This is a genomic window from Bacillus cereus group sp. BfR-BA-01381 (genome assembly GCF_022663555.1).
Classification (GTDB): Bacteria; Bacillota; Bacilli; order Bacillales; family Bacillaceae_G; genus Bacillus_A; species Bacillus_A pacificus.
Genome location: NZ_JAKUFR010000077.1, coordinates 1 through 22,922, shown reverse-complemented (window position 1 = coordinate 22,922; position 22,922 = coordinate 1). Strand labels below are relative to the sequence as shown.

Below are 22,922 nucleotides of genomic sequence, written 5' to 3'. Positions count from 1 at the left end.
CTCTCTACTTTTGTTTTCTCTTCTTTTACTTGTGTATCTGTTTTCGCTTGATCATTATTTTTTATTGCAGCAGTCACGCCGTTATCACCACCTACAGCTTTTACATTTGCATCAAACGCAAAACGAATTGTATAGTGGTGGTCATAGTTTGCACTTGGTACAACAACATGAATTTTTACAGCTGCCGGCTTAGATAAGTCATCTACCTTAAACTCTACTGTTCTTTTATCTGCCGATTCGTCTTTACTAACAACTTTTGCATCAACAAAACTCCCGTTCTCAGGTGCTTTAAATTCTGTAATCCAAGCACTATGATTCATCGGAACTTGTACTCTCATCTCACCGTTTTTTACTATTAATTTTGCTGGCTTTTCAAAATAATCATTTGCCATTGAAGCTGAATCATTTTCTGCTTTTTGAATTACGTAATTAATATCGTAAGTACCGTCAGCTAGTTGTGCTGAAACTTTCCCATATGGCATGACAAGAAAAGCTAGCATACATACGAACGTTATAATAAAAGCGGGTAATACAGAAATCTTTCTCATTTGGCTTACTTCCTCCTTGTTCATCCATCATCCATACCTTTTTGAAAATGATAATTATTCTCAATTTATAAGAAAAAAATAATAATCCTCTACCATTATTTACTTGTAATTTATTTATGTAATTTAGATATTATTGATTATCATTCTCACTACATGTTAAAAATAATATCCCTCCTTATTCCTTATAAAGAGCGATTCACATTTTAACATAAGTTCTTATTTATCCTGTTGATTATCATTCTCAATAAAACTCAAAAAAAAATAAAACTACCCATTCTCCTACTCTATCACCTCTATTTACAAAAATGATATCGTTATAGAAAACCTTATATCTTTCACTCCTCACTTTCCTTCCAATATTTCCACAACTAAGTCAATCTTAGCCTACTCATAATTTTTTTGTCAACTATATTACGTATAAAATTTTAAATATCTAAATTTCTCTATATGCGGCTTTTTCTACAAAAAAAGAGGCTTCCTATGAAAGAAAGCCTCTTTTCACTATTTTTCTACAGCAACTTCTTGCTTTTGAAACAAAGAAATGACATATCCAATTGCAATTCCTACTAGAGCAGGAACGAACCAACCAATCCCTACACTATATAATGGAATTTTATTCAAAATAGGTGCTAATGCCGCAATTTGAAGATTTGCATTGTGCAATCCATCAAAGAAGCTGATCATGAATGCTCCTACAATACCACCTACATACATGACTAAAGGAAGGCGAATATAGTTTTCAACAAGTGATAATACAATCAGTACGATACCAATTGGGTAAATTGCAATTAAAATTGGTAATGCTAATGCATTTAACTGAGTTAATCCAAGATTCGCTACCATAAATGCTAATACGCAGAAAATGAAAACAACCTTTTGATAAGAAAGTTTTGGTAATAAAGAAGAGAAATATTCTCCACAAGCTGCAACAATACCTACAGAAGTTGTTAAACATGCCGCTGTAATTGCGATCCCTAATAATAAAGTTCCGTAACTACCAAATAAATGATTTACAACGTTTGTTAAAATAATTCCTCCGTTTGCTCCCATTCCAAGAGACACACTAGAAGCTCCCAGATAAGCAAGTGCTAAATAAACAAGTAGTAAACCGAGCGCTGCAATAAATCCTGCAAAGATTGTTACTTTTGCAATGCTGTTCTTATTTGTAACACCTTTTGCTTTTAAAGCATTAATAACAACATTTCCGAAAACAAGTGCTGCAAGTCCATCTAAAGTTAAATATCCATCAATAAAACCTTTAAAGAGCGGAGCATTATATGCTTCTGTCGGTGCACCAAATTCTCCAATTGGTGTAATAATTGCTTTCACTACAATAATTGCAATAACAGCTAATAAAATCGGAGTTAATACTTTACCGATGCGGCCCACTAATTTTGATGGGTTTAAAGCTAAATAGAAAGTTACAGCAAAGAAAATAAATGTAAAGATAACAAGTGGATACGATTGACCAGCTATCTCACTTGGTAAAAATGGTGCAACACTCATTTCATAAGCAACCGTTCCTGTACGCGGCACACTTACGAATACGCCTAAACATAAATAAATTGCAGTAATAAAAACTAGTGCGAATATAGGGTGTACACGTCCTGCTAGCTCATTAATATCTCCCTTTAAAGCTATAACGATAACTCCTAATAAAGGCAATCCAACGCCTGTTACGACAAAACCAAATAGCGCGATCCATACATCTGTTCCAGCGCCTTGTCCTAATGCTGGTGGAAAAATCATATTACCCGCACCAAAAAATAGTGCAAATAACATTAAACTTATTGCAAACATCTCAGAAAACTTTAAAGATGATTTCATTTCTACTGACCTCCTACATAATAATCACGAATTAACAAAATATTCTGAATTAAATTCCGTCACATATCCTCTTTCAAGCATACTTCCCCGTAAAAGAACGCAAAAAACACCCGTCCCTAACAAAGGGACGAGTGTTGAAATCGTGGTTCCACCCTTATTCTAATAAAATGAATTTATAACGAAATAAGCTCATTTTATAGCTCGTGTAAATTGATAACGGTTTTATCCGCCAAGAATTACAATGCATCATGTATGCAGTTCACTCTTGAAGTTTAGAGGTGGTAAGCTTGTCTTTTCGTATTAGGAAGCTCACAGCCTAAGGCTTCCCTCTCTGAGAATCGTAAAATACAACTCATGTCCTCATCATTACTTTTATAAAATATCTTGTCGAAACTTGTTGTTTTTTATTATATGGGCTATTTTTTAAAAAATCAATAGTTTTATTTTTTCTGACAAAAAAATATAGGGAGAAAATTTTTCCTCCCTATAGCTGTCCTATTAATATTTCTAATTCCCCATCTGTAATGTTTCGCCATTTTCCCACTTCAAGATCGTCTAGCTCTATATTCATAATGCGTTCTCTCTTTAACTTTGTTACAGTAAACCCGAAAGCCCGACTCATTCTACGAATCTGTCTGTTCATTCCTTGCGTTAAAACGATTCGAAATGTAGACTGATCAACCCTCGTCACTTTACACGGCTTCGTCATCCCATCTTTAATCTTTACACCGCTGGACATCTCATCAATAAACCAATCTGTAAAAGGTTTATCGACTGTGACAACATATTCTTTCTCATGCTCATGATCACCGTGTAAAATTTGATTCGCAATGCCGCCGTCATTCGTTAATAAGATAAGGCCTTCTGACGCTTTATCTAATCTTCCAACAGGAAAGATACGCTCAGGGTAATTAATATAATCAATAATATTATCCTCAATATGATCAGCTGCTGTACAAGTAATACCAACTGGCTTATGAAAGGCGATATACACCTTTTCTTTCTCTTCTTTTGCAATAACCTGCCCATCAATCGTTACAACATCACCATCGCCCACGAGTGCACCGTGCGTACATATTTCGCCGTTAATCGCCACACGTCCAGCTTTAATAAGGCGATCTGTTTCACGTCTTGAGCAAGATTTTGCTTCGCTTATGTATTGGTTGATTTTCATAGCTTATTCCTTTTCATATATATTAAAAGCGTCAATCTATGGCAATATCATTATGCCACGATTGACGCTCGTTTACTTCGCAAAAACAACTAAATAAATAACCCCAATCACCAAAAATATTCCGCAACAAGCTAACAATACTTTTGCAAGTTTGTCCATAAACATATAATGGTTTCCCCTTTGTTTCGTTGTTTTCTATTTTAATTCAACAACTGTTACGCCTAGGCCTCCCTCGCCCATATCACCGTAACGGAATGTTTTCACACCGCGATGCTTCTTCAAGTAATCTTGTACACCTTGGCGAAGTGCTCCTGTTCCTTTACCATGAATGATTGATACGCGAGGATAGCTTGCAAGCTGGGCATCATCTAAGTATTTCTCAACGCGCGCCATTGCATTTTCAAATCGTTCACCACGAAGGTCAAGTTCTAATGAAACGTGATAGTCTCTACCTTTTACTGTTGCAACTGCTTTTTTCTCTGTTTGCTTCGGTGTGTTAATGTATTCCATGTTAGACTCTTTTACTTTCATCTTCAGAATACCGATTTGTACGCTCCACTCCGTATCGCTTACTTTTTCAAGTAATTGACCTTTTTGACCGAACGTTAATACTTTTACTTCATCTCCCGCGCGTAACTGTTGTTTCGGCGCAGTATTTTTCACGTTTACCTTTTGTTTCTTCACAAGCTCTGGCGCTGCGCCTTCTAGACGGCTCTTCGCTTCAATTAGCTCGTGATCTTTCACGTTTGCAAGCTGTGCTTTGCGCAATTGACGAAGTTCTTGAATAATGCCTTCTGCTTCTTTCTTTGCAGCTTCGACTTTTTCTTCTCCTTCTTTTTGCGCTTTTAATAATCGTTCATCACGTTCTTCGTTAAATTCAATAATTTGACGTTGTAATTCGCGATGCAGTTTTTCAGATTGCTTGCGAAGCGCTTCTGCTTCGTTCCAATCACGCTCTGCGTTCTTTTGACTTTCTTCTAACTTCGCAATCATATTTTCAATTTTGTTTGTATCTGTACTAATGTGGTTACGCGCTTGATCAATGACGCGATCAGATAATCCAAGGCGTTTCGAAATTTCAAAGGCATTACTACGTCCTGGTACACCGATTAATAATTTATACGTTGGGCTTAACGTGTTTACGTCAAACTCAACGCTCGCATTAATAACTTGCTCACGGTTGTATCCGTATGCTTTTAATTCTGGATAATGCGTCGTAGCAACAACGCGAGCACCACGATTACATACTTCATCTAAAATGGAAATGGCTAGTGCAGCCCCTTCTTGCGGGTCTGTTCCAGCACCTAATTCATCGAATAAAACTAAGCTTTCGAAATCAGCTTTTTCTAAAATATCAACAATGTTCACCATATGTGAGGAGAACGTACTTAAACTTTGTTCAATCGATTGCTCATCACCGATATCAGCAAAGATATTTTTGAATACACAAATCTCTGACTCATCCATTACTGGAATGTGAAGACCAGATTGTGCCATTAACACACAAATACCAACTGTTTTCAGCGTAACTGTTTTACCACCTGTATTCGGTCCTGTAATAACAATTGTCGTGAAATCTTTCCCTAACATAATATTATTTGGCACAATAATTTCTGGATCGATTAGCGGATGACGAGCTTGTCTTAAATCCATATAACGCTCGTTATTTACAATCGGTTTCGTTGCTTTAATTCGCTTCGCATAAAAAGCTTTCGCAAAGATGAAATCAAGATTTGCAACTACTTCTACATTTGATAAAACGATATCGGCTTCTACTGCCACTTCTTCTGTTAACATCAATAAGATGCGTTCGATTTCTTGTTTTTCTTTCACACGTGCTTCTTGAAGCGCGTTATTTAATTCTACAATGACTTGCGGTTCAATAAATAACGTTTGTCCAGAAGCTGACTGATCGTGAACAATACCGCCATATACGCCGCGATATTCTTGTTTTACTGGGATTACGTAACGTTCATTACGAATCGTTACAATCGAGTCAGACAGCATCTTTTGCGCGTTTGAAGAACGCGTCATGTTTTCTAACTTTTCACGAATACGGCTTTCCGCAGTACGAATTTGAGTACGAATACCACGCAGTTTATCACTTGCACTATCGACTACTTCCCCGCCATCACCGATACAATTTGTGATTTTCTTTTCTAAATCATATAAAGATACAATTTGAGCGACATGAGTTTCTAAAATGGGAAGCTCGACACCATTATCAATCATATCTTCAATGAAACGTTTCATATTGCGACTACCATACATCGTATTCGCAATATCAAGTAGTTCATTTGGGCTTAACATACTTCCAATCTTTGCACGCTTTACATTTGAGCGAATATCCGTAATACCGCCTAATGGTGCACTACCTTTTAAACGAATGACTTTCGCTGCTTCATCCGTTGTATCTTGCATTTCTACAATTTCTTCAAAATCAGTGCTCGGCACTAAATGCTTCACTTTGTCACGACCAAGTGAAGATGCTGTATGTTCAAGTAATTGTTCTTTTACTTTATTGTATTCTAATACACGCAACGTTCTTTCTAACATGTTGCAGGTCCCCCTTGTGTTACTTATTACGTTTAATATAGTCTAATAAACGTTCAATATCCCACGTGTTAATCACGTTATCTTTTTGGATCCAACCTTTACGCGCTGCCGCTACACCTGTTTCCATATCTTCTAACATTTCAAGTGTATGAGCATCCGTATTAATCGCTACTTTTACACCAGCATCTTGTGCTTGTTTTAATAATTTCGCGCTTAAATCTAGACGGTTTGGATTTGCATTTAATTCTAAAACTGTATTTGTTTCTTTTGCGAGTTCGATTAATAAGTCTGTATCTACATCATAACCCTCACGGCGTCCAAGAAGACGTCCTGTCGGATGAGCAATCATTGTGACATGCTTATTCTCTAGCGCCACACGAAGACGTTTCATAATCGTTTCACGGTCTTGTGAGAAGCTCGAGTGAATTGCTCCAATGACATAATCTAATTCTGCTAATACTTCATCATCAAAATCAAGCGAAGCATCCGGTAAAATGTCCATTTCAATCCCGCGTAAAATTGTAATGTCTGGATACTTTTCGTTCATACGTTCAATTTCTTTCGCTTGTTCACGAAGGCGCTCTTTCGTTAAACCGTTCGCTACTTTCAAGTATTGTGAGTGATCAGTAATTGCCATAAACTTATATCCACGAGCACGGCACGCTTGTACCATCTCTTCAATAGAAAAAGCACCGTCACTCCATGTTGTATGCATATGTAAATCACCTTGTACATCAGAGAACTGAATTAAGTTTGGATACTCTTTAATTAATTCAATTTCTTTTCCATCTTCACGCACTTCTGGCGGGATAAATGGAAGACCGAAATGAGCAAAGAATTCTTCTTCCGTCTCGAATGTTTTCACTTCACCTGTTTCCAAGTTCTCTACACCGTACTCGCTAATTTTCTCGCCTTTATCTTTTGCAATTTGACGCATTTTTACGTTATGGTCTTTTGATCCTGTGAAATGGTGAAGAGTTGTAATAAACTCTTCTGGTTTTACTAAACGGAAATCAATTGAAATATCATATTCATATTGAAGACGAACAGAAACTTTCGTATCCCCGCTCGCGATTACTTCAATCATATTATCAAATTGTAGTAAATGCTCACGTACTACAGCTGGTTCTTTCGTTGCAATGATAAAGTCTAAATCTTTCACTGTTTCACGAACGCGGCGCAAACTGCCAGCGCGCGAGAAACGAATTACCTCAGCAATATTCGACAATTTCTCCTCTATTTCCCCGGCAATAGGCAATACCATCGCGATTGGTAAACGCTCCGGACGAGATCCTACTTGATCGATTGCTTCTAATATTTTCTCTTCTGTCTTCTTACCGAAACCAGCTAAAGCTTGTACTTTATTTTCCTCACAAACCGCTTTTAGCGATTCCATATCAACAACACCAAGTTCTTTATATAACTTAGCTACCTTTTTACCACCAAGGCCCGGCAATTTTAATAAAGGTAATAAGCTACTTGGCACTTCTTGTTCAAGCTCTTGTAATACTTCAGATGTTCCCGATTCTATATATTCTTGAATAACTGCCGCTGTTCCTTTTCCAATGCCCGGAATCTTCGTGAAATCTTCAATCTCAGAAAGACTACGATCATCACTTTCTAATGCTGCTGCCGCTTTACGAAATGCAGATATTTTAAATGGATTCGCGCCCTTTAGTTCCATAAAAAGCCCGATTGTCTCTAATAATTTAATCACTTGTTTTTTATTTACTTTCATCATTGTCCCGCCTTTCTTTCATAGAAAAAAACTTCTCTTTCCGAAAAAAGAGAAGTTATACTCTGCTACCTGTCTGCCATAGTTCCTTCACCTTTTCAGAGAGAATCGGTGTATCGTCTACAATTATTTTGCTAATTGATGATTGTTGTAATGGTGTTTGTAATTGTTCAATCGGAAGAATGTTCCCAATGATAATTAAGACAAACAAAATAATATATACTTCTAAAAACCCGAGGATTGCCCCCGCAAACGCATTTACTTGCTTTAAAACCGGTATTTCTGCAAACATATTTAACAAATTACCAAGTAATGAAAGTGCAATTTTTGTGATAATAAACAATATGATAAACGCAAGCGCTTGATAAAATACTGTCTCAATATTATTTGCATCAATCCATTCTGGAACAGATACGTTTTTATCAAATGGATACGGAATAAATTTCGCAAGTGCTGGCGCTAAATCTTTACAGTACCAGTATGCAACAAGGTATGCGATAATAAAGCTTGTTAACTTTACAAGTTGCAGAATAAACCCTCTGCGTAAGCCGAGGAAAAATCCCATAACAAGCAGTAAAATGATAATAATATCAATCATGTTATTCCATTCCTTTTTTTGTCATACTTTCTTTCAATTTCTCATGTTCTTCTTTTAATTTTATGTAATCGTGTATGACGTTTACCGCCGTCAATACCGCTAGTCTACTCGTGTCAAGCGAAGGATTCTTGGCATTGAGTTCGCGCATTTTATCATCCACAATCGCTGCTACCATGCGGATATGACTTGTACTTTCATCGCCAACAACTGAATATTGCTGACCATAGATTTCTACATTAATTCGACTTTTCTTTCCCTTTTGTTGTGACAACTCACCGGCCTCCAATCACGTACAGAATCCTAAAGTTTATCATACCATGAACCTTCATAATATGGAAACAGAAAGAACAATCCGATATGATAAAAATAACAATATAAAAAAAGGGGCGAACATTATGTCAAATTCTATCGTAATTCAAACAAGTTCTACAGTAATTGAAGACATGAAACAACAATATAAACATTCGCTTAGCCCGAAAACTCCGCAAGGCGGAATCTTCATGGCAAAAGTGCCGTCGTGCACCATTACAGCGTATAAATCCGGAAAAGTAATGTTCCAAGGTGGACGTGCTGAAGCAGAAGCTGCCCGTTGGCAAACTGTCTCCCAAACTCCAAAAACAGCTGTAAAAAAATCTGTCGATTCACACCGTTATGCACCGCCTGCTTCCATCGGTACAATGTCAATCGTAGGGTCAGATGAAGTGGGTACTGGTGATTTCTTCGGACCGATGACAGTAGTTGCTGTATATGTGGATGCAAAGCAAATCCCACTACTAAAAGAGCTTGGTGTAAAAGACTCTAAAAACTTAAATGACGACCAAATTACTGCCATTGCGAAACAACTTCTTCACGTTGTTCCTTACAGCTCTCTCGTCCTTCATAACGAAAAATATAACGAGCTATTTGATAAAGGAAACAACCAAGGTAAGTTAAAAGCTTTACTACATAATAAAGCTATTACAAACTTATTAGCTAAAATTGCACCTACAAAACCTGAAGGCGTCTTAATCGACCAATTTACACAACCTGATACATACTACAAATATTTAGCTAAACAAAAACAGGTACAGCGTGAAAATGTTTATTTCGCGACGAAAGGTGAAAGTGTACATTTAGCAGTAGCCGCTGCTTCCATTTTAGCTCGTTACTCATTCGTAAAACAGTTTGACGAACTAAGTAAAAAAGCTGGTATGCCGCTTCCAAAGGGTGCTGGTAAACAAGTTGATATCGCCGCTGCTAAATTAATTCAAAAGCTTGGTAAAGAGCGATTACCTGAGTTTGTGAAACTGCATTTTGCTAATACAGAGAAGGCGTTTCGCTTATTAAAATAGTATCGACAAAAACAGGAGCCTACAAACTCCTGTTTTTTGTTTCACCCTACTATTGTCCTTATAGTTTTGTTATAATTATAATATACAGATTATTCTAACATAGGAGGAGATTCCCATTGCTACTTCTACAAATGATTCTAAATATTTTACTAGGCGATCCACACGAAAGACAGTTTGAAATTAGAGAAAACATTCAGCTGCTCAGTGAGAAAACAGAGTTCAACGATTTAATAGAGCGTTACGGCCGGTCTTTCTTATTAAACTTTCGGATTCGAAGATTTATCGGGAAACACGATGCCCGCTTGTTAATACATAATCCAGCAAAACTGCAACACTTCTGTGAGGAACTTGAATGTATGATTAGAAAAAGGAGGTTTTTCATATGAACGCTGTAAAAGTAAAAAAGGTATTATATGCTTTCGTACACATCGTAGGTCCTCTTTCTTACCTCACTATTTCTACCATTTGGGGAGCTTTTTTCACTACTAAATCTACATTTCAAAATATATCTGATAATCTTGGCGTGATGGCAATCTATTACGTGTTCATGAGCTTACTGTGGTTTTTCTATTTAGATCGATTAGACAAAGATGTGGATAACATTACAAAAGAAATTAACGATAAGAAGATGTAATATATAAAAAAGGAGAGTCGCCAAGACCCTCCTTTTTTATGTTAGCTTCGTTTTTGCTTCTTATTTGATGAAGGTACTTTATGAGAACCTGTTTCATGTGTCGTCGTTCCTTGTCCTTCTACTTCTGGAGAACCTAGGCCCGATCTTGAATGATCTTTTTTCACTTTTTTACTCATTTATATTCACCCCTTCGCGTTACTTTTTGCTACGGGAGAATAAACTATACAAAATAAAAAGCGAGAGGAAATCCTCTCGCTTTTTTCATATTTTAGAATTCAGAAGAACCTGGAGTTCTTGGGAATGGAATTACGTCACGGATGTTAGCCATGCCAGTGATGTACATTAGGAAGCGCTCGAAACCTAGACCGAATCCAGCGTGTTTTGTACCGCCGTATTTTCTAAGTTCTAAGTACCACCAGTAGTCCTCTTCGTTCATACCTAATTCTTTAATTCTGTCTACTAAAACGTCCATTCTTTCTTCACGTTGACTTCCGCCGATTAATTCGCCGATGCCAGGAACTAGAAGGTCAGTAGCAGCCACTGTTTTACCGTCGTCATTTAAGCGCATGTAGAATGCTTTAATGTCTTTCGGATAGTCAGTTACGAATACAGGGCGTTTGAAGATTTCTTCTGATAAGTATCTTTCGTGCTCTGTTTGTAAGTCAATTCCCCATTCTACTGGGTATTTGAAGTCAGCACCTGATTCTTGAAGTACTTTAATTGCTTCTGTATAAGTGATACGACCGAAGTCAGAGTTGATTACGTTGTTCATGCGCTCTAGAACTGTTTTATCAACGAAGCTGTTGAAGAATTCCATTTCTTCTGGTGCATGCTCTAATACGTATTTCATTGCATATTTCAGCATATCTTCTGTAAGGTTCATTACGTCACCTAGTTCAGCGAATGCAATCTCAGGCTCAACCATCCAGAACTCAGCAGCGTGACGAGTTGTGTTTGAGTTTTCTGCACGGAATGTAGGTCCGAATGTGTATACATCACGGAATGCTAATGCATAAGCTTCAGCGTTCAGCTGTCCACTTACTGTTAAGTTTGTTTCTTTGCCGAAGAAGTCTTTTGATTCATCAACTTGTCCGTCTTCACCTTTTGGAACGTTGTTTAAATCTTGCGTTGTTACGCGGAACATTTCGCCAGCACCTTCTGTATCACTACCAGTGATGATAGGTGTATGAACATGTACGAATCCACGCTCTTGGAAGAATTGGTGAATCGCAAACGCTGCGATAGAACGTACGCGGAACGTTGCAGAGAATGCATTTGTTCTTGGACGTAAGTGAGCGATTGTACGTAAGTATTCAAACGTATGACGTTTCTTTTGAAGTGGGTAATCAGAATCTGATAAGCCCTCGATATCGATTTTTTCTGCTTTAATTTCAAATGGTTGTTTCGCTCCAGGCGTTGCAATTACTTTACCTTCCACTTTAACTGAAGAGCTAAGTGGAAGTTTTGCAATTTCTTTGAAGTTATCTAATTCTGTATCGAAAACGATTTGAACGCTTTTGAAGAAGCTACCGTCGTTTAATTCGATGAAACCAAATGCTTTTGAATCACGTAAGTTACGAATCCACCCTGATACTTGTACTGTTTGACCTGCGTATTTATCTGTATCTCTATACAGACTTTTTACTAATGTGTTTTCCATAGTGAAATTCTCCTTTGCTGATATATTTAAATACAAAAAAACCTTTCATCCATAAAGGGACGAAAGGTTAAACTTCGCGGTACCACCCAATTTGTCATAAAGACCAACTTTAACTCGTATGTAATACATACTTCCCGGTTTGTAACAGGCCGGATTCCCGTCTAAGTCTACTCTTGAATACAAGATTCAATTTCGGTTAGCAACTCCAAGGTGTTCTTCACATATACCTCCTCATCAGGCTTTCACCGTCCCTGACTCGCTTTGGATTATAGTATATACTACTTTTCCTTATCATCGTCTTTCATTTTGTTAAACTAAAATTAATGTACTACATTCGAGAGAAAGATGCAAGATGTCGGAAAATATATCAGTATTTTTCTTTTTTTAACAACATATATTTAAACGATTTCCATGAGAAACTAATTCTCTACCGTATTATTCTAATTCACTTTTAATAATTCTTTCATCTTCATTTCTGTATCTTCCTCTGTACGTGGCTGATAAATTGTAAGCTTTAATTCAGGTGCATCATAAACCTGGAGTGTAACATGATCCATAACTAACGTTCCTACGGCAGGATGTAAAAGTACTTTCCGACCAATAGGTGTTCCTTGCACTTCATGATTTGACCACCACATACGAAATTCACTACTTCTTTCCGTAAGTTCCTCAATCACATTTTTAAACCACTCGTCCCCAATAAATTGTGTATATGTAGCGCGGAACTGTGCAATTAAACGCTGTGCATGATTTTCCCAGTTTTCAAATAGTTTACGGTATTCTTTTGATGTAAAACAACGCCATACCGCATTTCGATTTCTCTCATCCATTTCACCAAAATCACCAAATACAACGCTGGCAGCCTTATTCCAATGAACAATGTTAAGTTTTTCATCAATTACATAAGCAGGACAAAATTGTAATTGATCTAGTAATCCCTCTAAAACCCCATTTATATGTCCAGCAATCGGCTTCCTTATTTGAGAAGATAGTGAAAGATTTGCCAATAAAATCAAATGATTTCTTTCTTCTCCCTCCAACCGAAATACACGAGAAATTGACTCTATAACTTCTTGAGAAACTTGGATATCACGCCCTTGTTCTAACCATGTATACCATGTCAATCCAATTCCCGCTAATTGTGCAACTTCTTCTCGTCTTAATCCTTTTGTTTTTCTTCGCTGACCAATTGGTAAATTAAATTGCTCAGGAGTCAACCTAGCGCGGCGGCTTTTCAAAAAATCTGCTAGTTCCTTCCTTCTATCTACATCGCTTAACATATAATATTCCCCTTTATTAGTGGTAGTTTTTATACCAGTATAAATACACTCCTATTTTCATTATAAACCTACCTTTATCTTAATAAGTAAAGGAGGTGAATTTTATGATAATAAAAAATATAGAAACACATTCTTTTGAACTAACACAGCGATTTGTTTTATTTATGGCGGTAATATGTGGTTTTACAGTAGCAAACGTGTATATAAATCAAACTCTTTTAGTAAGTGTAGCCCATACTTTTCATGTTTCAGAAACTAGAATCGGTATTGTCGCTACTGTAACCCAAGTCGGATATGCACTAGGAAATCTCTTCATAGTTCCTTTAGGGGATATACTTGAGAGAAAAAAATTAATTTTAATTTTATTGTCTCTCATTTGTATTAACTTAGCTTTAGCCGCTTTCTCAACAGATATGACTTGGCTAATTGGAGCTAATTTTATTCTTGGATTTGTTACAATCATTCCCCAGATTGTAATCCCTTTCGTCTCTCAATACGCCACTGATCGAAATAGGGGTCAAATTTTAGGCAATGTATCTATCGGTCTAGTTTGCGGCATTTTAGGAGCTCGATTAATTAGCGGATTCATTGATATTCACTTCGGATGGCGAACTGTTTATGGGATTTTTTTCATAAGTACTTTCATTCTTATGTTATTAGTGAAAATATATTTCCCTAAAGGAGATAAGCCTCATCACATGCAATATAAAAAGCTTCTCTCTTCTTTCATCCCACTCTTGTTGCAAGAGAAAATGTTACGAAAAGCTTGTTTAAGTCAAGGGATGGTATTTGGAGCTTTCAGTGTTTTTTGGACTACACTTATTTTCTTATTAACCACACGTCCTTATCATTACGGAAGCTCTACTGTTGGATTAATCGGTTTAGTAGGAATAGCAGGAGCATTTGCAACACCTATTATTGGACGCATTATAGATAAAAAAGGAGCCATATTTGCGAACGCTTTATGTACGTCTATTTCATTTTTTTCTTTTTTACTATTTTTATTTTCAGGGTACTGGTTACCAGGACTTATTGTAGGGGCTCTTTTACTTACAGCTGGCACTCAAGCAAATCAAGTAGCTTGTCAAGCACACCTTTTCCAATTAAATCCTGAGAAACGAAGTAGTTTGAACGGCATATACATGGTCGCAACATTTCTCGGTGGGTCTATAGGCTCATACTTCGGGCTACTCGTCTGGAGCAAATGGCAGTGGACCGGAGTATGCATTCTTGGAATTTCCATGATAAGTATTACACTAATCTCATTTATAAAGGTGCCTCACTATACTAGAAAGGAAGATGTATGTAATGAAAAATCCTAGTGTGAATTATGAAAAAGGAATGAAAATTTTAGCAAAAATCGCTCCTGAACATTACCAAAAGATCGTAAATAACCTTGCAGATTCTGTTGCACCTGATTTAGGAACATTAGCTGTAGAATTTAACTACGGTCAAATTTTTGCCAGACCAGGTCTCGACTTGAAATCCCGATTACTTGCGACCGTTGCTGGATTAACAGCTTTAGGCAATACTGAACAACTGAAATTTTATATAACCGGAGCTTTAAACGTCGGATGGACAGAAGAAGAAATCATTGAAGTAATGATGCAGATGATTATATATGCCGGATTTCCTGTAGCATTAAATACCATTTTAACGGTTGCTACCGAAGTTTTTACAGAAATAAAAACAGGCACAATGTAATTAAAAATAAAAAAGGTTGAGTATCCATTAAAGGGTACTCAACCTTTTTTATTTAAAAATTACTTACGTAACTCCGCACCAAATTTCTCTTCTACCGCTGTTAATACACGGTTATGTGCTTCTGTTACTTCTTCGTCTGTTAACGTACGTTCTGGATCGAAGTAAGTCATAGAGAATGCAAGTGACTTCTTGCCTTCTTCCATTTTTTCACCTTCGTATAAGTCAAATAGTGTTACGTCTTTCAGAAGTTCTCCACCAGCTTCAGCAATAACTTGCTTCATTTCGCCAGCTTTTGTTTCTTTCGTTACAACAACAGCCATATCACGTGTCATGGATGGGAAACGTGGAATCGCTGAGTAGTAAGTTTCTTCTGCGTCTGCACCGAATACTTTTACAAGAGATAGTTCAAATACGAATGTATTTTTCACATCTAATTGTTTTTCTGCTTCTGGGTGCAATTGACCGATGAAACCAATTACTTCGCCATCTAATACGATGTCAGCCGTACGACCTGGGTGCATACCTTCACGTTTTGCTGGTGCATATGTGATTTGGTTTGAAACACCAAGTATGTCGAATAGTCCTTCTAGTACACCTTTCATAACGAAGAAGTCTACTACTTTTTTCTCACCTTGCCATGCATGGTGAAGAGCAAGACCTGTCATAACACCTGCAAGATGTTGTTCTTCTTTCGGAAGTTCTCCTTCTTCTGTCGGTAAGAAGATAGAACCTACTTCGTATAAAGCAACACTGTCGTTTTTACGAGCGACATTGTATGAAACTGCTTCTAACAATTGTGGTACTAAGCTTAAACGAAGTTGGCTACGTTCTTCACTCATTGGAAGTGCAAGAGCTACAGGCGCTTTTTCGTTTGGCTCAACCATATATTGTTTCGCTTTGTCAGTGCTTGTTAATGAATACGTGATTGCTTCATATAAACCAGCACCTTCTAAGAAGCGACGTACTTTACGACGTTTCGTTTGTGCTGATGTTAATTTACCACGAGTCATTGTTCCAGAAGGTAATGTAACTGGAATGTGGTCATAACCGTATAGACGGCCCACTTCTTCTACTAAGTCTTCTGAAATTGTAATATCAGGACGACGTGCTGGTACATTCACGTGGAATGTTCCTTCTACTTCTGTGAATGGGAATTTTAAGTTTGTGAACATTGTACCCATTTCACTTGCAGAAATATTTGTACCTAATACACGGTTTACTTTTTCAGCAGTAACAGATACTGTACGCTCTTGTACTTGTAAGTTATCAGCTTCTACTACACCTTCAAGTGCTTCACCGCCAGCGTATTTCGCCATTAAAGCAGCTGCGTGTTGAATTGCTTCAAATGTACGTGTTGGGTCGATTCCTTTTTCGAAACGCGCACTTGATTCACTGCGAAGACCTAAGTCTTTTGATGTACGGCGCACTGTTTGACCCGCAAAGTATGCAGACTCAATTAGAACGTTTACTGTCTCATTTGTAACTTCAGAATCCGCTCCGCCCATTACACCAGCAACAGCTAAAGCTTTTGTTCCGTTTGTAATGACAAGGTGGTGGCTTTGTAATGTACGCTCTTGATCATCTAACGTTTCAATTTTTTCGCCTTCTTTTGCAAGACGAACAACGATTTCTTTTGAACCTAATTTATCGTAATCGAATGCATGTAACGGTTGACCGTATTCCATTAAAATGTAGTTTGTAATATCAACTACGTTGCTAATTGGACGAATGCCAGCTGCCATAAGGCGAGTTTGCATCCACATTGGTGACGGACCAATTTTTACGTTCTTTACCATTTTTGCAATGTATAATGGGTTTTCTTCTTTCGCTTCTACACTTACAGAAATGTAATCAGCAGTTTTTTCTGCTGTTTCTTGTAAGTCGATAGCTGGAAGTTTTACTTCACGGCCATAAATAGCAGCTACTTCATATGCAACACCTAACATGTTTAAGCAATCTGCACGGTTTGGTGTTAAACCAAGCTCAAGTACTTCATCATGTAAGTTTAAAATTTCAAGTGCATCTGCACCAACTTCAGCGTCACTTGGGAAGATGAAGATACCATCTGCATATTCTTTTGAAACTAACTTTCCATCAATGCCAAGCTCTTGAAGAGCACAAACCATACCGTGAGAAGCTTCACCACGTAGTTTTGCTTTTTTGATTTTGAAATTACCAGGAAGTACAGCGCCAACTTTTGCAACTGGTACTTTTAAACCTTTTGCAATGTTAGCAGCACCACAAATAATTTGAACCGGTTCTTCTTCACCGATATCGATTAAGCATTTGCTTAACTTATCAGCTTCTGGGTGTTTTTCACATTCTAATACGTGACCAACTACAACACCTTTTACACCTTTATTTAATACTTCAACGCCTTCTACTTCAATACCACTTTTCGTGATTTTGTCTGCTAGTTCTTGTGCCGTTACATCTTTAATATCTACATACTCTTGTAACCAACGATATGATACGAACATACTTATCCTCTCCTTCCCTTACGCTCGTTTGAATTGTTGTAAGAAACGTACATCATTTGTATAGAAATGACGAATGTCATCTACGCCGTATTTCAACATTGCGATACGCTCTGCGCCCATACCGAATGCGAAACCTTGATATTCTTTTGAATCATAACCAGCCATTTCAAGTACGTTTGGGTGAACCATACCTGCGCCTAAAATTTCAATCCAACCAGTTCCTTTACAAGTGCCGCAACCTTTGCCGTGACACATCATACAAGAAATATCCATCTCTACAGATGGCTCTGTGAATGGGAAGAAACTTGGACGAAGACGGATTTCACGATCTTCACCGAACATCTTTTTCACGAATACTTGCAGTGTACCTTTTAAGTCACTCATACGAATATTTTTATCAATTACAAGACCTTCAATTTGCATGAACTGATGTGAATGAGTCGCATCATCGTCATCGCGGCGATACACTTTACCAGGACAAATAATTTTAATTGGGCCTTTTTCTTTATTATTTTCCATCGTACGTGCTTGCACAGAAGATGTATGTGTACGTAGTAACGTTTCTTCTGTAATGTAGAATGTATCTTGCATATCACGTGCTGGGTGATCTTTCGGTAAGTTTAATGCTTCGAAGTTGTAGTAGTCTTTTTCTACTTCTGTTCCTTCCGCTACTTCATAACCCATACCGATGAATACATCTTCAATTTGTTCAACAACAGCTGTTAACGGGTGGTGACAACCTGTTTCAACAGGACGACCTGGCAATGTAACATCAATTGTTTCAGTTGCTAATTTCGCTTCAATTACTGCTTTTTCTAAGTTGCTGATTTTGTCGTCTAGACGCGTTTGAATCGCTTCACGTACTTCATTTACTAATGCTCCCATACGTGGACGCTCTTCTGCTGATAATTTTCCCATGCCGCGTAATACTTCTGTAATTGGACCTTTTTTTCCTAAATACGCTACGCGTACGTCGTTTAAGCCTTTTAGCTCTTTCGCTTCTTCAATAAGCTCTAACGCTTTTTGCTTTAGCTCTTTTAAACGTGCTTCCATTTGGAACCCTCCTAATTTTAAAAATAAAAAAACCTCGCTCCCCAAAAGGGACGAGGTAAATTCGCGGTACCACCCTAAATTGACAGAACATGTCTGCCCACTCATTAGTTATAACGATCAATTCTGACCGGAACGCCTTTACATATACATGGTCCTGGCGTCAACTCCAGAGGTGAATTCACTTCCGTCTACCATAAGAATGCTTTCAGTCTACGGCATTCTCTCCCTATATGGCGATTTTGTAAGCTACTCTTCTCTATCAACGTTTTTCGTTATTTAACTTTTAATATAATGTACTTCAACTTATTATAAGAAGTTTTTTATTTGTTCGCAACCGGGCTTTGCAAATAATACGTTAAAATCCCTGCTGCAACTGCAACATTTAATGATTCTGCCCCGCCGTAAATCGGAATATACAAGTTTTGATCCGTTTTCGCAAGAATTTCTTGACGTACGCCGTTTCCTTCATTTCCTACAATTAATGCAAAACTACCAGCTGGTGTTACTTCCCCGTACGGAACTCCATTTTCAAGAGCTGTTCCATATACAGGAACGTTATTTTCTTTTAACTTGTCTACCCATTCTTCTAAGTTCCCTTTTACAATTGGTAAGTGGAAAATAGAGCCTTGTGTAGAACGGAGTACTTTACTATTATAAACATCAACACAACCTTCTCCAAGCACAACGGCATGAATGCCAGCTGCATCAGCTGTACGAATAATCGTCCCTAAGTTACCTGGGTCTTGCAGGCCATCTAGTAAAAGAAACTTTCCATCAGCAAGAGCTACTTCTTTCTCATGCTTTTCACAGACAGCAAATACACCTTGCGTCGTCTCTGTTTCACGAAGTACTTTTACGATTGCTTCCGGTACGATATACATTTCTACATCATTAACTGTCCAATCTTTCGGAAGGTCTGTCTGATCTGAAACGATAAGTTCTGTTACAACTCCTGCTTTTAAAGCTTCCTCCACTAAGTGGAATCCTTCTACAAAAAATAAACCTTTTTTATCGCGCTCTTTTTTCGTTTGCAGCTTTTTCCACTGCTTCACACGCGGATTTTGTACTGAATCAATGTTTTTCATAATATGTATTTCCCTCTCTTCTTGTCTTATCATTATAGCCTATTTTTCATACATATTTACATAAAAAAGAACAAAAACTAACGTCAGTTTCAATTCTGAAGAAGAGGTGAAAACAATGAGTTTTAATTTACGCGGTGCTGTATTAGCAAATGTATCTGGTAATACACAAGACCAATTACAAGAAACAATTGTCGATGCAATTCAAAGCGGTGAAGAAAAAATGCTTCCAGGTCTTGGTGTTTTATTTGAAGTCATTTGGAAAAACGCCGATGAAAATGAAAAGCACGAAATGTTAGAAACACTAGAACAAGGATTAAAAAAATAAGCAATTTGAAAATCACCTTTGCATAAGCTAAGGTGATTTTTTTGCGAAAAAATTTTTTTCTTCTCCTAAACATTTCTACTTTACTAACGAACTATGATGGAGTACAATGTTCAAAATACATTTAAACCGATCGATTTTTCTTCATATACACCATTAGATAAAGTGAAACTTTAATTAGTGGGGAGGGGTGTTCATCCCCACTAATTATTAGTTGAACCAATCGGGCTTTTACGGGCAGTTGATTCCTCACCTAACTTCCTCGTATTCGCTGAATTTTGAATTAGGAATCTTACTGCCCGTTAAAGCGGGATAAAAGGAGTGAATGTTTTATGCACCGTATTACGCTTGAACAAATTTTTAAACACCATATTACACAAAAATACGTAAATCGTTCTGGGATGGTCCATGCGATCGCTGTCGCTTACCATGCGTTCCACTTAGCTAAAAAGCATCACGCCTCAGTCGATGCTGCTACAAAGGCTGGTTTCCTTCATGATATCGGACATCATACGTGGTACACAGGCGGCGAATGGGACTATGATTTATATAAAAAGAATGATATACACGCAATTAAAGGAGCAGAAAGAGCTCATAAATTGCTTATTAGATTAGGAGAGCACCCTAAACTAGCAAAAGAAATTTCTATCGCCATTCTTCTTCATACAGATTCTTTCTTAGTGGAACAAGAAATTGAAAGAACGTCTCTTCAAAATATTATTAAATGGGCAGACGAAGCAGATGAAGAACCGGGCGGAGCGCATCATTATCGAACAATTTCTTATGAAAAAGCACTAAAAGCAATTCAACAGTTAGACCGATTGGTAGAGCGTGAATTACAAATAGAGCAATCAAAATCGAATAACAAAGCCGAACATAGTTATCAATAAGAAAGAGGCATCACTATAGGGTGATACCTCTTTTATTATTTTATGGAAAATACACCTTTATATGTAATATTTAAATATTACACCCGATAACAAGACAGTTTATAATTAAATATACAAATATAAAGAGGTGATTTTACAAATGCAACCCGCTACACAACTTTCTAATGAACAGAAATACTCTATGTCATGGGGACAATTTATTAGCTCCGTTTTATTCGCTTTTTTCGGAACCGGACTTATTACTGTGTTCCTCGCAATGCCATTAACAATTTATACAGCTGGTCTCACAAATAAAAAACAAATTGCCCTGTATGAATCTATTGCCAATACTGCAAGTACCGTATTACAACTAGCCGTATTGTTATTCTTCATTTTTAAATTCGAACCCGCAAAAAAATTACTACTAAAATCTTTTAACTTTAAAGCACTGAAAGAATGGCGCACATACGTATATTTACTTCTTTTCTTCGTTATAAACATCGTACTCAATTACATACTGTTAAATTATGTGTTCCAAGACGCAACGAAGCAGCAATCTTCCGCACTAAGCTTAGACGTCTTTAAGCAATATCAAATATTATTGCTTCTCAGCTTCGCCATACTCACACCCATTTTTGAAGAACTTATTTTCCGTGGTTTTATACTTCGCTTCTTCTCAGAACGTTTTCCATTTTGGATCGCAGCCATCGTAACAAGTTTCTTCTTCGGTATCGCTCATACATACTCACTTGGGGTTATGGTAATTACTTTCTTCATGGGATTATTAATGGCTATTTTATGTAAAAAAACAAAATCCATTATTCCAGCTATGTTATTTCATATTATGAATAATATGTTGGCGTTCTTGAGTTAAAAAGAGGTATCATCGCGATACCTCTTTTATCATAACTTCAAACTCTTCTTCCGTTTACACAGAACATCAATGTAAAATTACTACGGTCTGTAAATATTAGCCTCAAAATATCATTTTTATTACAATGATGACTTTTTTGTATAAATATCCTATAATTTTTATATATAATTATAAAGTATAAAAGGATAGGTGATTCACTATTATACAAGCCAAGCAACTAACTTACCCACAAAAACATCCTATGTCACTCTCACAATTTCTATTTTCGCTCGTTTTCGCGATTTGGGGAACAGGATTTCTAGCTGACCTCTTTATAGGTCTTCCTACCGTTATTTATACAGACGGTTTAACCGATCCAAAACAAATTGCTTTAGCAAAATCACTTACTACTTTTGGAAGACATTTATTTGTATTGTGTATTTTGTTAATTTTAATTTATGCATATAAACCGTTAAGAAATTTAATTGTCCCAACACTAAACTTTACAGCATTAAAAAAAATAAGCACATACATCTATATAATCCTTTTTTACGGACTACATATCGTTAATGATATATTTATAATTAATAATATTTTTCCTGATGCGGTAAAAGAACAGTCATCCGCTTTAGACCTAGAAATGTTAAAACAATACAAACTGTTATTGCTTATAGGTGGCGCTATACTTGTACCTATTTTTGAAGAACTTATAGTTCGCGGTATTATTCTTCACTTCCTACAACAGCGCGTCTCCTTTTGGATTGCAGCGCTTGGGTCTAGCTTCCTCTTCGGAATAGGTCATATATACTCAACTGGTGTGATGTTTAGTATGTTCATCATGGGTCTATTTATGGCCATTTTATGTAAAAAAACAAAATCCATTATTCCAGCTATATTACTTCATATTTTGAATAATATGTTAGCCTTTTTAGGATAAAGAGAGGTATCATCACGATACCTCTCTTTACTCTTTTATCACAACTTCAAACTCTTCTTCCGTTAATACTTTTCGATAATTCGTTTTCTGTCCTCCCTCTTCACCAGAAGTTAGGACAGGTGTCAGTACAATTTTCGTTACACTGTCCTCTAGTTTTTCAAATCTCCAATAACTATTTTTTGATAATGTAAGGCCAGAATCTAGTTTTAACTCTTTACCATCTTGATCCTTCCCGATAAATGTTACATCTACCTTTGTTCCATTCAACATCTTATA

General features: G+C 36.9%; 22 protein-coding genes, 1 pseudogene and 3 other annotated features. Of the genes and pseudogenes, 9 read left to right on the top strand and 14 right to left on the bottom strand.

What is annotated here, in order from left to right; genetic code table 11:
* From isdC to zapA, 7 genes are all read right to left on the bottom strand, one after another.
* The coding region (isdC, locus tag MR079_RS21825; RefSeq protein ID WP_242294612.1) for a heme uptake protein IsdC at positions 1-548 on the bottom strand (548 nt) is incomplete at its 3' end.
* Positions 549-1,049: 501 nt separating this feature from the next.
* Positions 1,050-2,375, bottom strand: coding sequence for a branched-chain amino acid transport system II carrier protein BrnQ6 (gene brnQ6 / locus MR079_RS21820; RefSeq protein ID WP_139866478.1), 1,326 nt, complete (start codon positions 2,373-2,375; stop codon positions 1,050-1,052).
* Between the two features lie 120 nt (positions 2,376-2,495).
* Positions 2,496-2,751, bottom strand: a binding site (T-box leader).
* 108 nt (positions 2,752-2,859) lie between these two features.
* The gene (locus MR079_RS21815; protein WP_139866477.1) at positions 2,860-3,549 is read right to left on the bottom strand and encodes a 23S rRNA pseudouridine(2604) synthase RluF; all 690 of its coding nucleotides are present in this window, start codon (positions 3,547-3,549) and stop codon (positions 2,860-2,862) included.
* 195 nt (positions 3,550-3,744) lie between these two features.
* Positions 3,745-6,105, bottom strand: coding sequence for an endonuclease MutS2 (locus tag MR079_RS21810; protein WP_139866476.1), 2,361 nt, complete (start codon positions 6,103-6,105; stop codon positions 3,745-3,747).
* Between the two features lie 19 nt (positions 6,106-6,124).
* Positions 6,125-7,843, bottom strand: coding sequence for a DNA polymerase/3'-5' exonuclease PolX (gene polX / locus MR079_RS21805; protein WP_242294611.1), 1,719 nt, complete (start codon positions 7,841-7,843; stop codon positions 6,125-6,127).
* A 55-nt stretch (positions 7,844-7,898) separates the two neighbouring features.
* Positions 7,899-8,438 (bottom strand): CvpA family protein, encoded by a 540-nt coding sequence (locus MR079_RS21800; protein WP_000565408.1) that lies wholly within the window; start codon positions 8,436-8,438, stop codon positions 7,899-7,901.
* 1 nt (position 8,439) lies between these two features.
* A complete protein-coding gene (gene zapA, locus MR079_RS21795; RefSeq protein ID WP_000082701.1) occupies positions 8,440-8,709 on the bottom strand; it encodes a cell division protein ZapA in 270 nt (89 codons plus the stop codon).
* A gap of 124 nt (positions 8,710-8,833) precedes the next feature.
* Here zapA and rnhC point away from each other — a divergent pair, with 124 nt between their 5' ends.
* The 3 genes from rnhC to MR079_RS21780 all read left to right on the top strand — a co-directional run bounded on the left by rnhC (position 8,834) and on the right by MR079_RS21780 (position 10,403).
* A complete protein-coding gene (rnhC, locus tag MR079_RS21790) occupies positions 8,834-9,769 on the top strand; it encodes a ribonuclease HIII (RefSeq protein WP_139866474.1) in 936 nt (311 codons plus the stop codon).
* Between the two features lie 116 nt (positions 9,770-9,885).
* Positions 9,886-10,155 (top strand): hypothetical protein, encoded by a 270-nt coding sequence (locus MR079_RS21785; RefSeq protein ID WP_139866473.1) that lies wholly within the window; start codon positions 9,886-9,888, stop codon positions 10,153-10,155.
* Entirely contained in the window at positions 10,152-10,403 is a 252-nt protein-coding gene (locus tag MR079_RS21780) for a hypothetical protein (protein WP_139866472.1), read from the top strand. Before MR079_RS21785 ends, MR079_RS21780 begins: the two co-directional genes overlap by 4 nt.
* A gap of 41 nt (positions 10,404-10,444) precedes the next feature.
* Here the strand turns inward: MR079_RS21780 and MR079_RS21775 are convergent, their stop codons facing one another.
* The 3 genes from MR079_RS21775 to MR079_RS21765 all read right to left on the bottom strand — a co-directional run bounded on the left by MR079_RS21775 (position 10,445) and on the right by MR079_RS21765 (position 13,343).
* Complete coding sequence (locus tag MR079_RS21775; protein WP_000039588.1) at positions 10,445-10,579, bottom strand: YuzL family protein; 135 nt, start codon at positions 10,577-10,579, stop codon at positions 10,445-10,447.
* Between the two features lie 92 nt (positions 10,580-10,671).
* Positions 10,672-12,063, bottom strand: a complete 1,392-nt coding sequence (gene asnS / locus MR079_RS21770) for an asparagine--tRNA ligase (protein ID WP_000432163.1) — start codon at positions 12,061-12,063, stop codon at positions 10,672-10,674.
* Positions 12,064-12,115: 52 nt separating this feature from the next.
* Positions 12,116-12,367 (bottom strand) — a binding site (T-box leader).
* A 136-nt stretch (positions 12,368-12,503) separates the two neighbouring features.
* Positions 12,504-13,343 carry a helix-turn-helix transcriptional regulator gene (locus MR079_RS21765; protein WP_139866471.1) on the bottom strand — a complete coding sequence of 280 codons (840 nt, stop codon included), beginning with the start codon at positions 13,341-13,343 and terminating at the stop codon, positions 12,504-12,506.
* Between the two features lie 104 nt (positions 13,344-13,447).
* On the opposite strand from MR079_RS21765, the gene MR079_RS21760 reads away from it, so the two are divergent.
* Together MR079_RS21760 and MR079_RS21755 are read left to right on the top strand one after the other, a co-directional pair.
* Positions 13,448-14,665 (top strand): MFS transporter, encoded by a 1,218-nt coding sequence (locus MR079_RS21760; RefSeq protein ID WP_242294610.1) that lies wholly within the window; start codon positions 13,448-13,450, stop codon positions 14,663-14,665.
* The gene (locus MR079_RS21755) at positions 14,652-15,047 is read left to right on the top strand and encodes a carboxymuconolactone decarboxylase family protein (RefSeq protein ID WP_242294609.1); all 396 of its coding nucleotides are present in this window, start codon (positions 14,652-14,654) and stop codon (positions 15,045-15,047) included. The genes MR079_RS21760 and MR079_RS21755 overlap by 14 nt, the downstream gene beginning before the upstream one ends.
* 59 nt (positions 15,048-15,106) lie before the next feature.
* On the opposite strand, the gene pheT is transcribed toward MR079_RS21755, so the two are convergent.
* From pheT to MR079_RS21740, 3 genes are all read right to left on the bottom strand, one after another.
* Positions 15,107-17,527, bottom strand: a complete 2,421-nt coding sequence (gene pheT, locus MR079_RS21750; RefSeq protein WP_139866469.1) for a phenylalanine--tRNA ligase subunit beta — start codon at positions 17,525-17,527, stop codon at positions 15,107-15,109.
* 18 nt (positions 17,528-17,545) lie between these two features.
* On the bottom strand, positions 17,546-18,580 hold the full coding sequence (pheS, locus tag MR079_RS21745; RefSeq protein ID WP_000388219.1) for a phenylalanine--tRNA ligase subunit alpha: 1,035 nt from the start codon (positions 18,578-18,580) through the stop codon (positions 17,546-17,548).
* 43 nt (positions 18,581-18,623) lie between these two features.
* Positions 18,624-18,852 (bottom strand) — a binding site (T-box leader).
* 48 nt (positions 18,853-18,900) lie between these two features.
* The gene (locus MR079_RS21740) at positions 18,901-19,698 is read right to left on the bottom strand and encodes a TrmH family RNA methyltransferase (RefSeq protein ID WP_041184144.1); all 798 of its coding nucleotides are present in this window, start codon (positions 19,696-19,698) and stop codon (positions 18,901-18,903) included.
* An 82-nt stretch (positions 19,699-19,780) separates the two neighbouring features.
* On the opposite strand from MR079_RS21740, the gene sspI reads away from it, so the two are divergent.
* The 4 genes from sspI (at position 19,781) to MR079_RS21715 (ending at position 22,646) form a co-directional block, all read left to right on the top strand.
* Positions 19,781-19,990, top strand: a complete 210-nt coding sequence (sspI, locus tag MR079_RS21735; protein ID WP_000009513.1) for a small acid-soluble spore protein SspI — start codon at positions 19,781-19,783, stop codon at positions 19,988-19,990.
* A gap of 329 nt (positions 19,991-20,319) precedes the next feature.
* Complete coding sequence (locus MR079_RS21725; RefSeq protein WP_000554788.1) at positions 20,320-20,877, top strand: HD domain-containing protein; 558 nt, start codon at positions 20,320-20,322, stop codon at positions 20,875-20,877.
* A gap of 139 nt (positions 20,878-21,016) precedes the next feature.
* Positions 21,017-21,730 (top strand): CPBP family intramembrane glutamic endopeptidase, encoded by a 714-nt coding sequence (locus tag MR079_RS21720; RefSeq protein ID WP_242294608.1) that lies wholly within the window; start codon positions 21,017-21,019, stop codon positions 21,728-21,730.
* A 241-nt stretch (positions 21,731-21,971) separates the two neighbouring features.
* A complete protein-coding gene (locus tag MR079_RS21715) occupies positions 21,972-22,646 on the top strand; it encodes a CPBP family intramembrane glutamic endopeptidase (protein ID WP_139866467.1) in 675 nt (224 codons plus the stop codon).
* Between the two features lie 27 nt (positions 22,647-22,673).
* Here MR079_RS21715 and MR079_RS21710 read toward each other — a convergent pair.
* A pseudogene (locus tag MR079_RS21710) lies at positions 22,674-22,922 on the bottom strand (DUF4179 domain-containing protein); the annotation flags it as partial.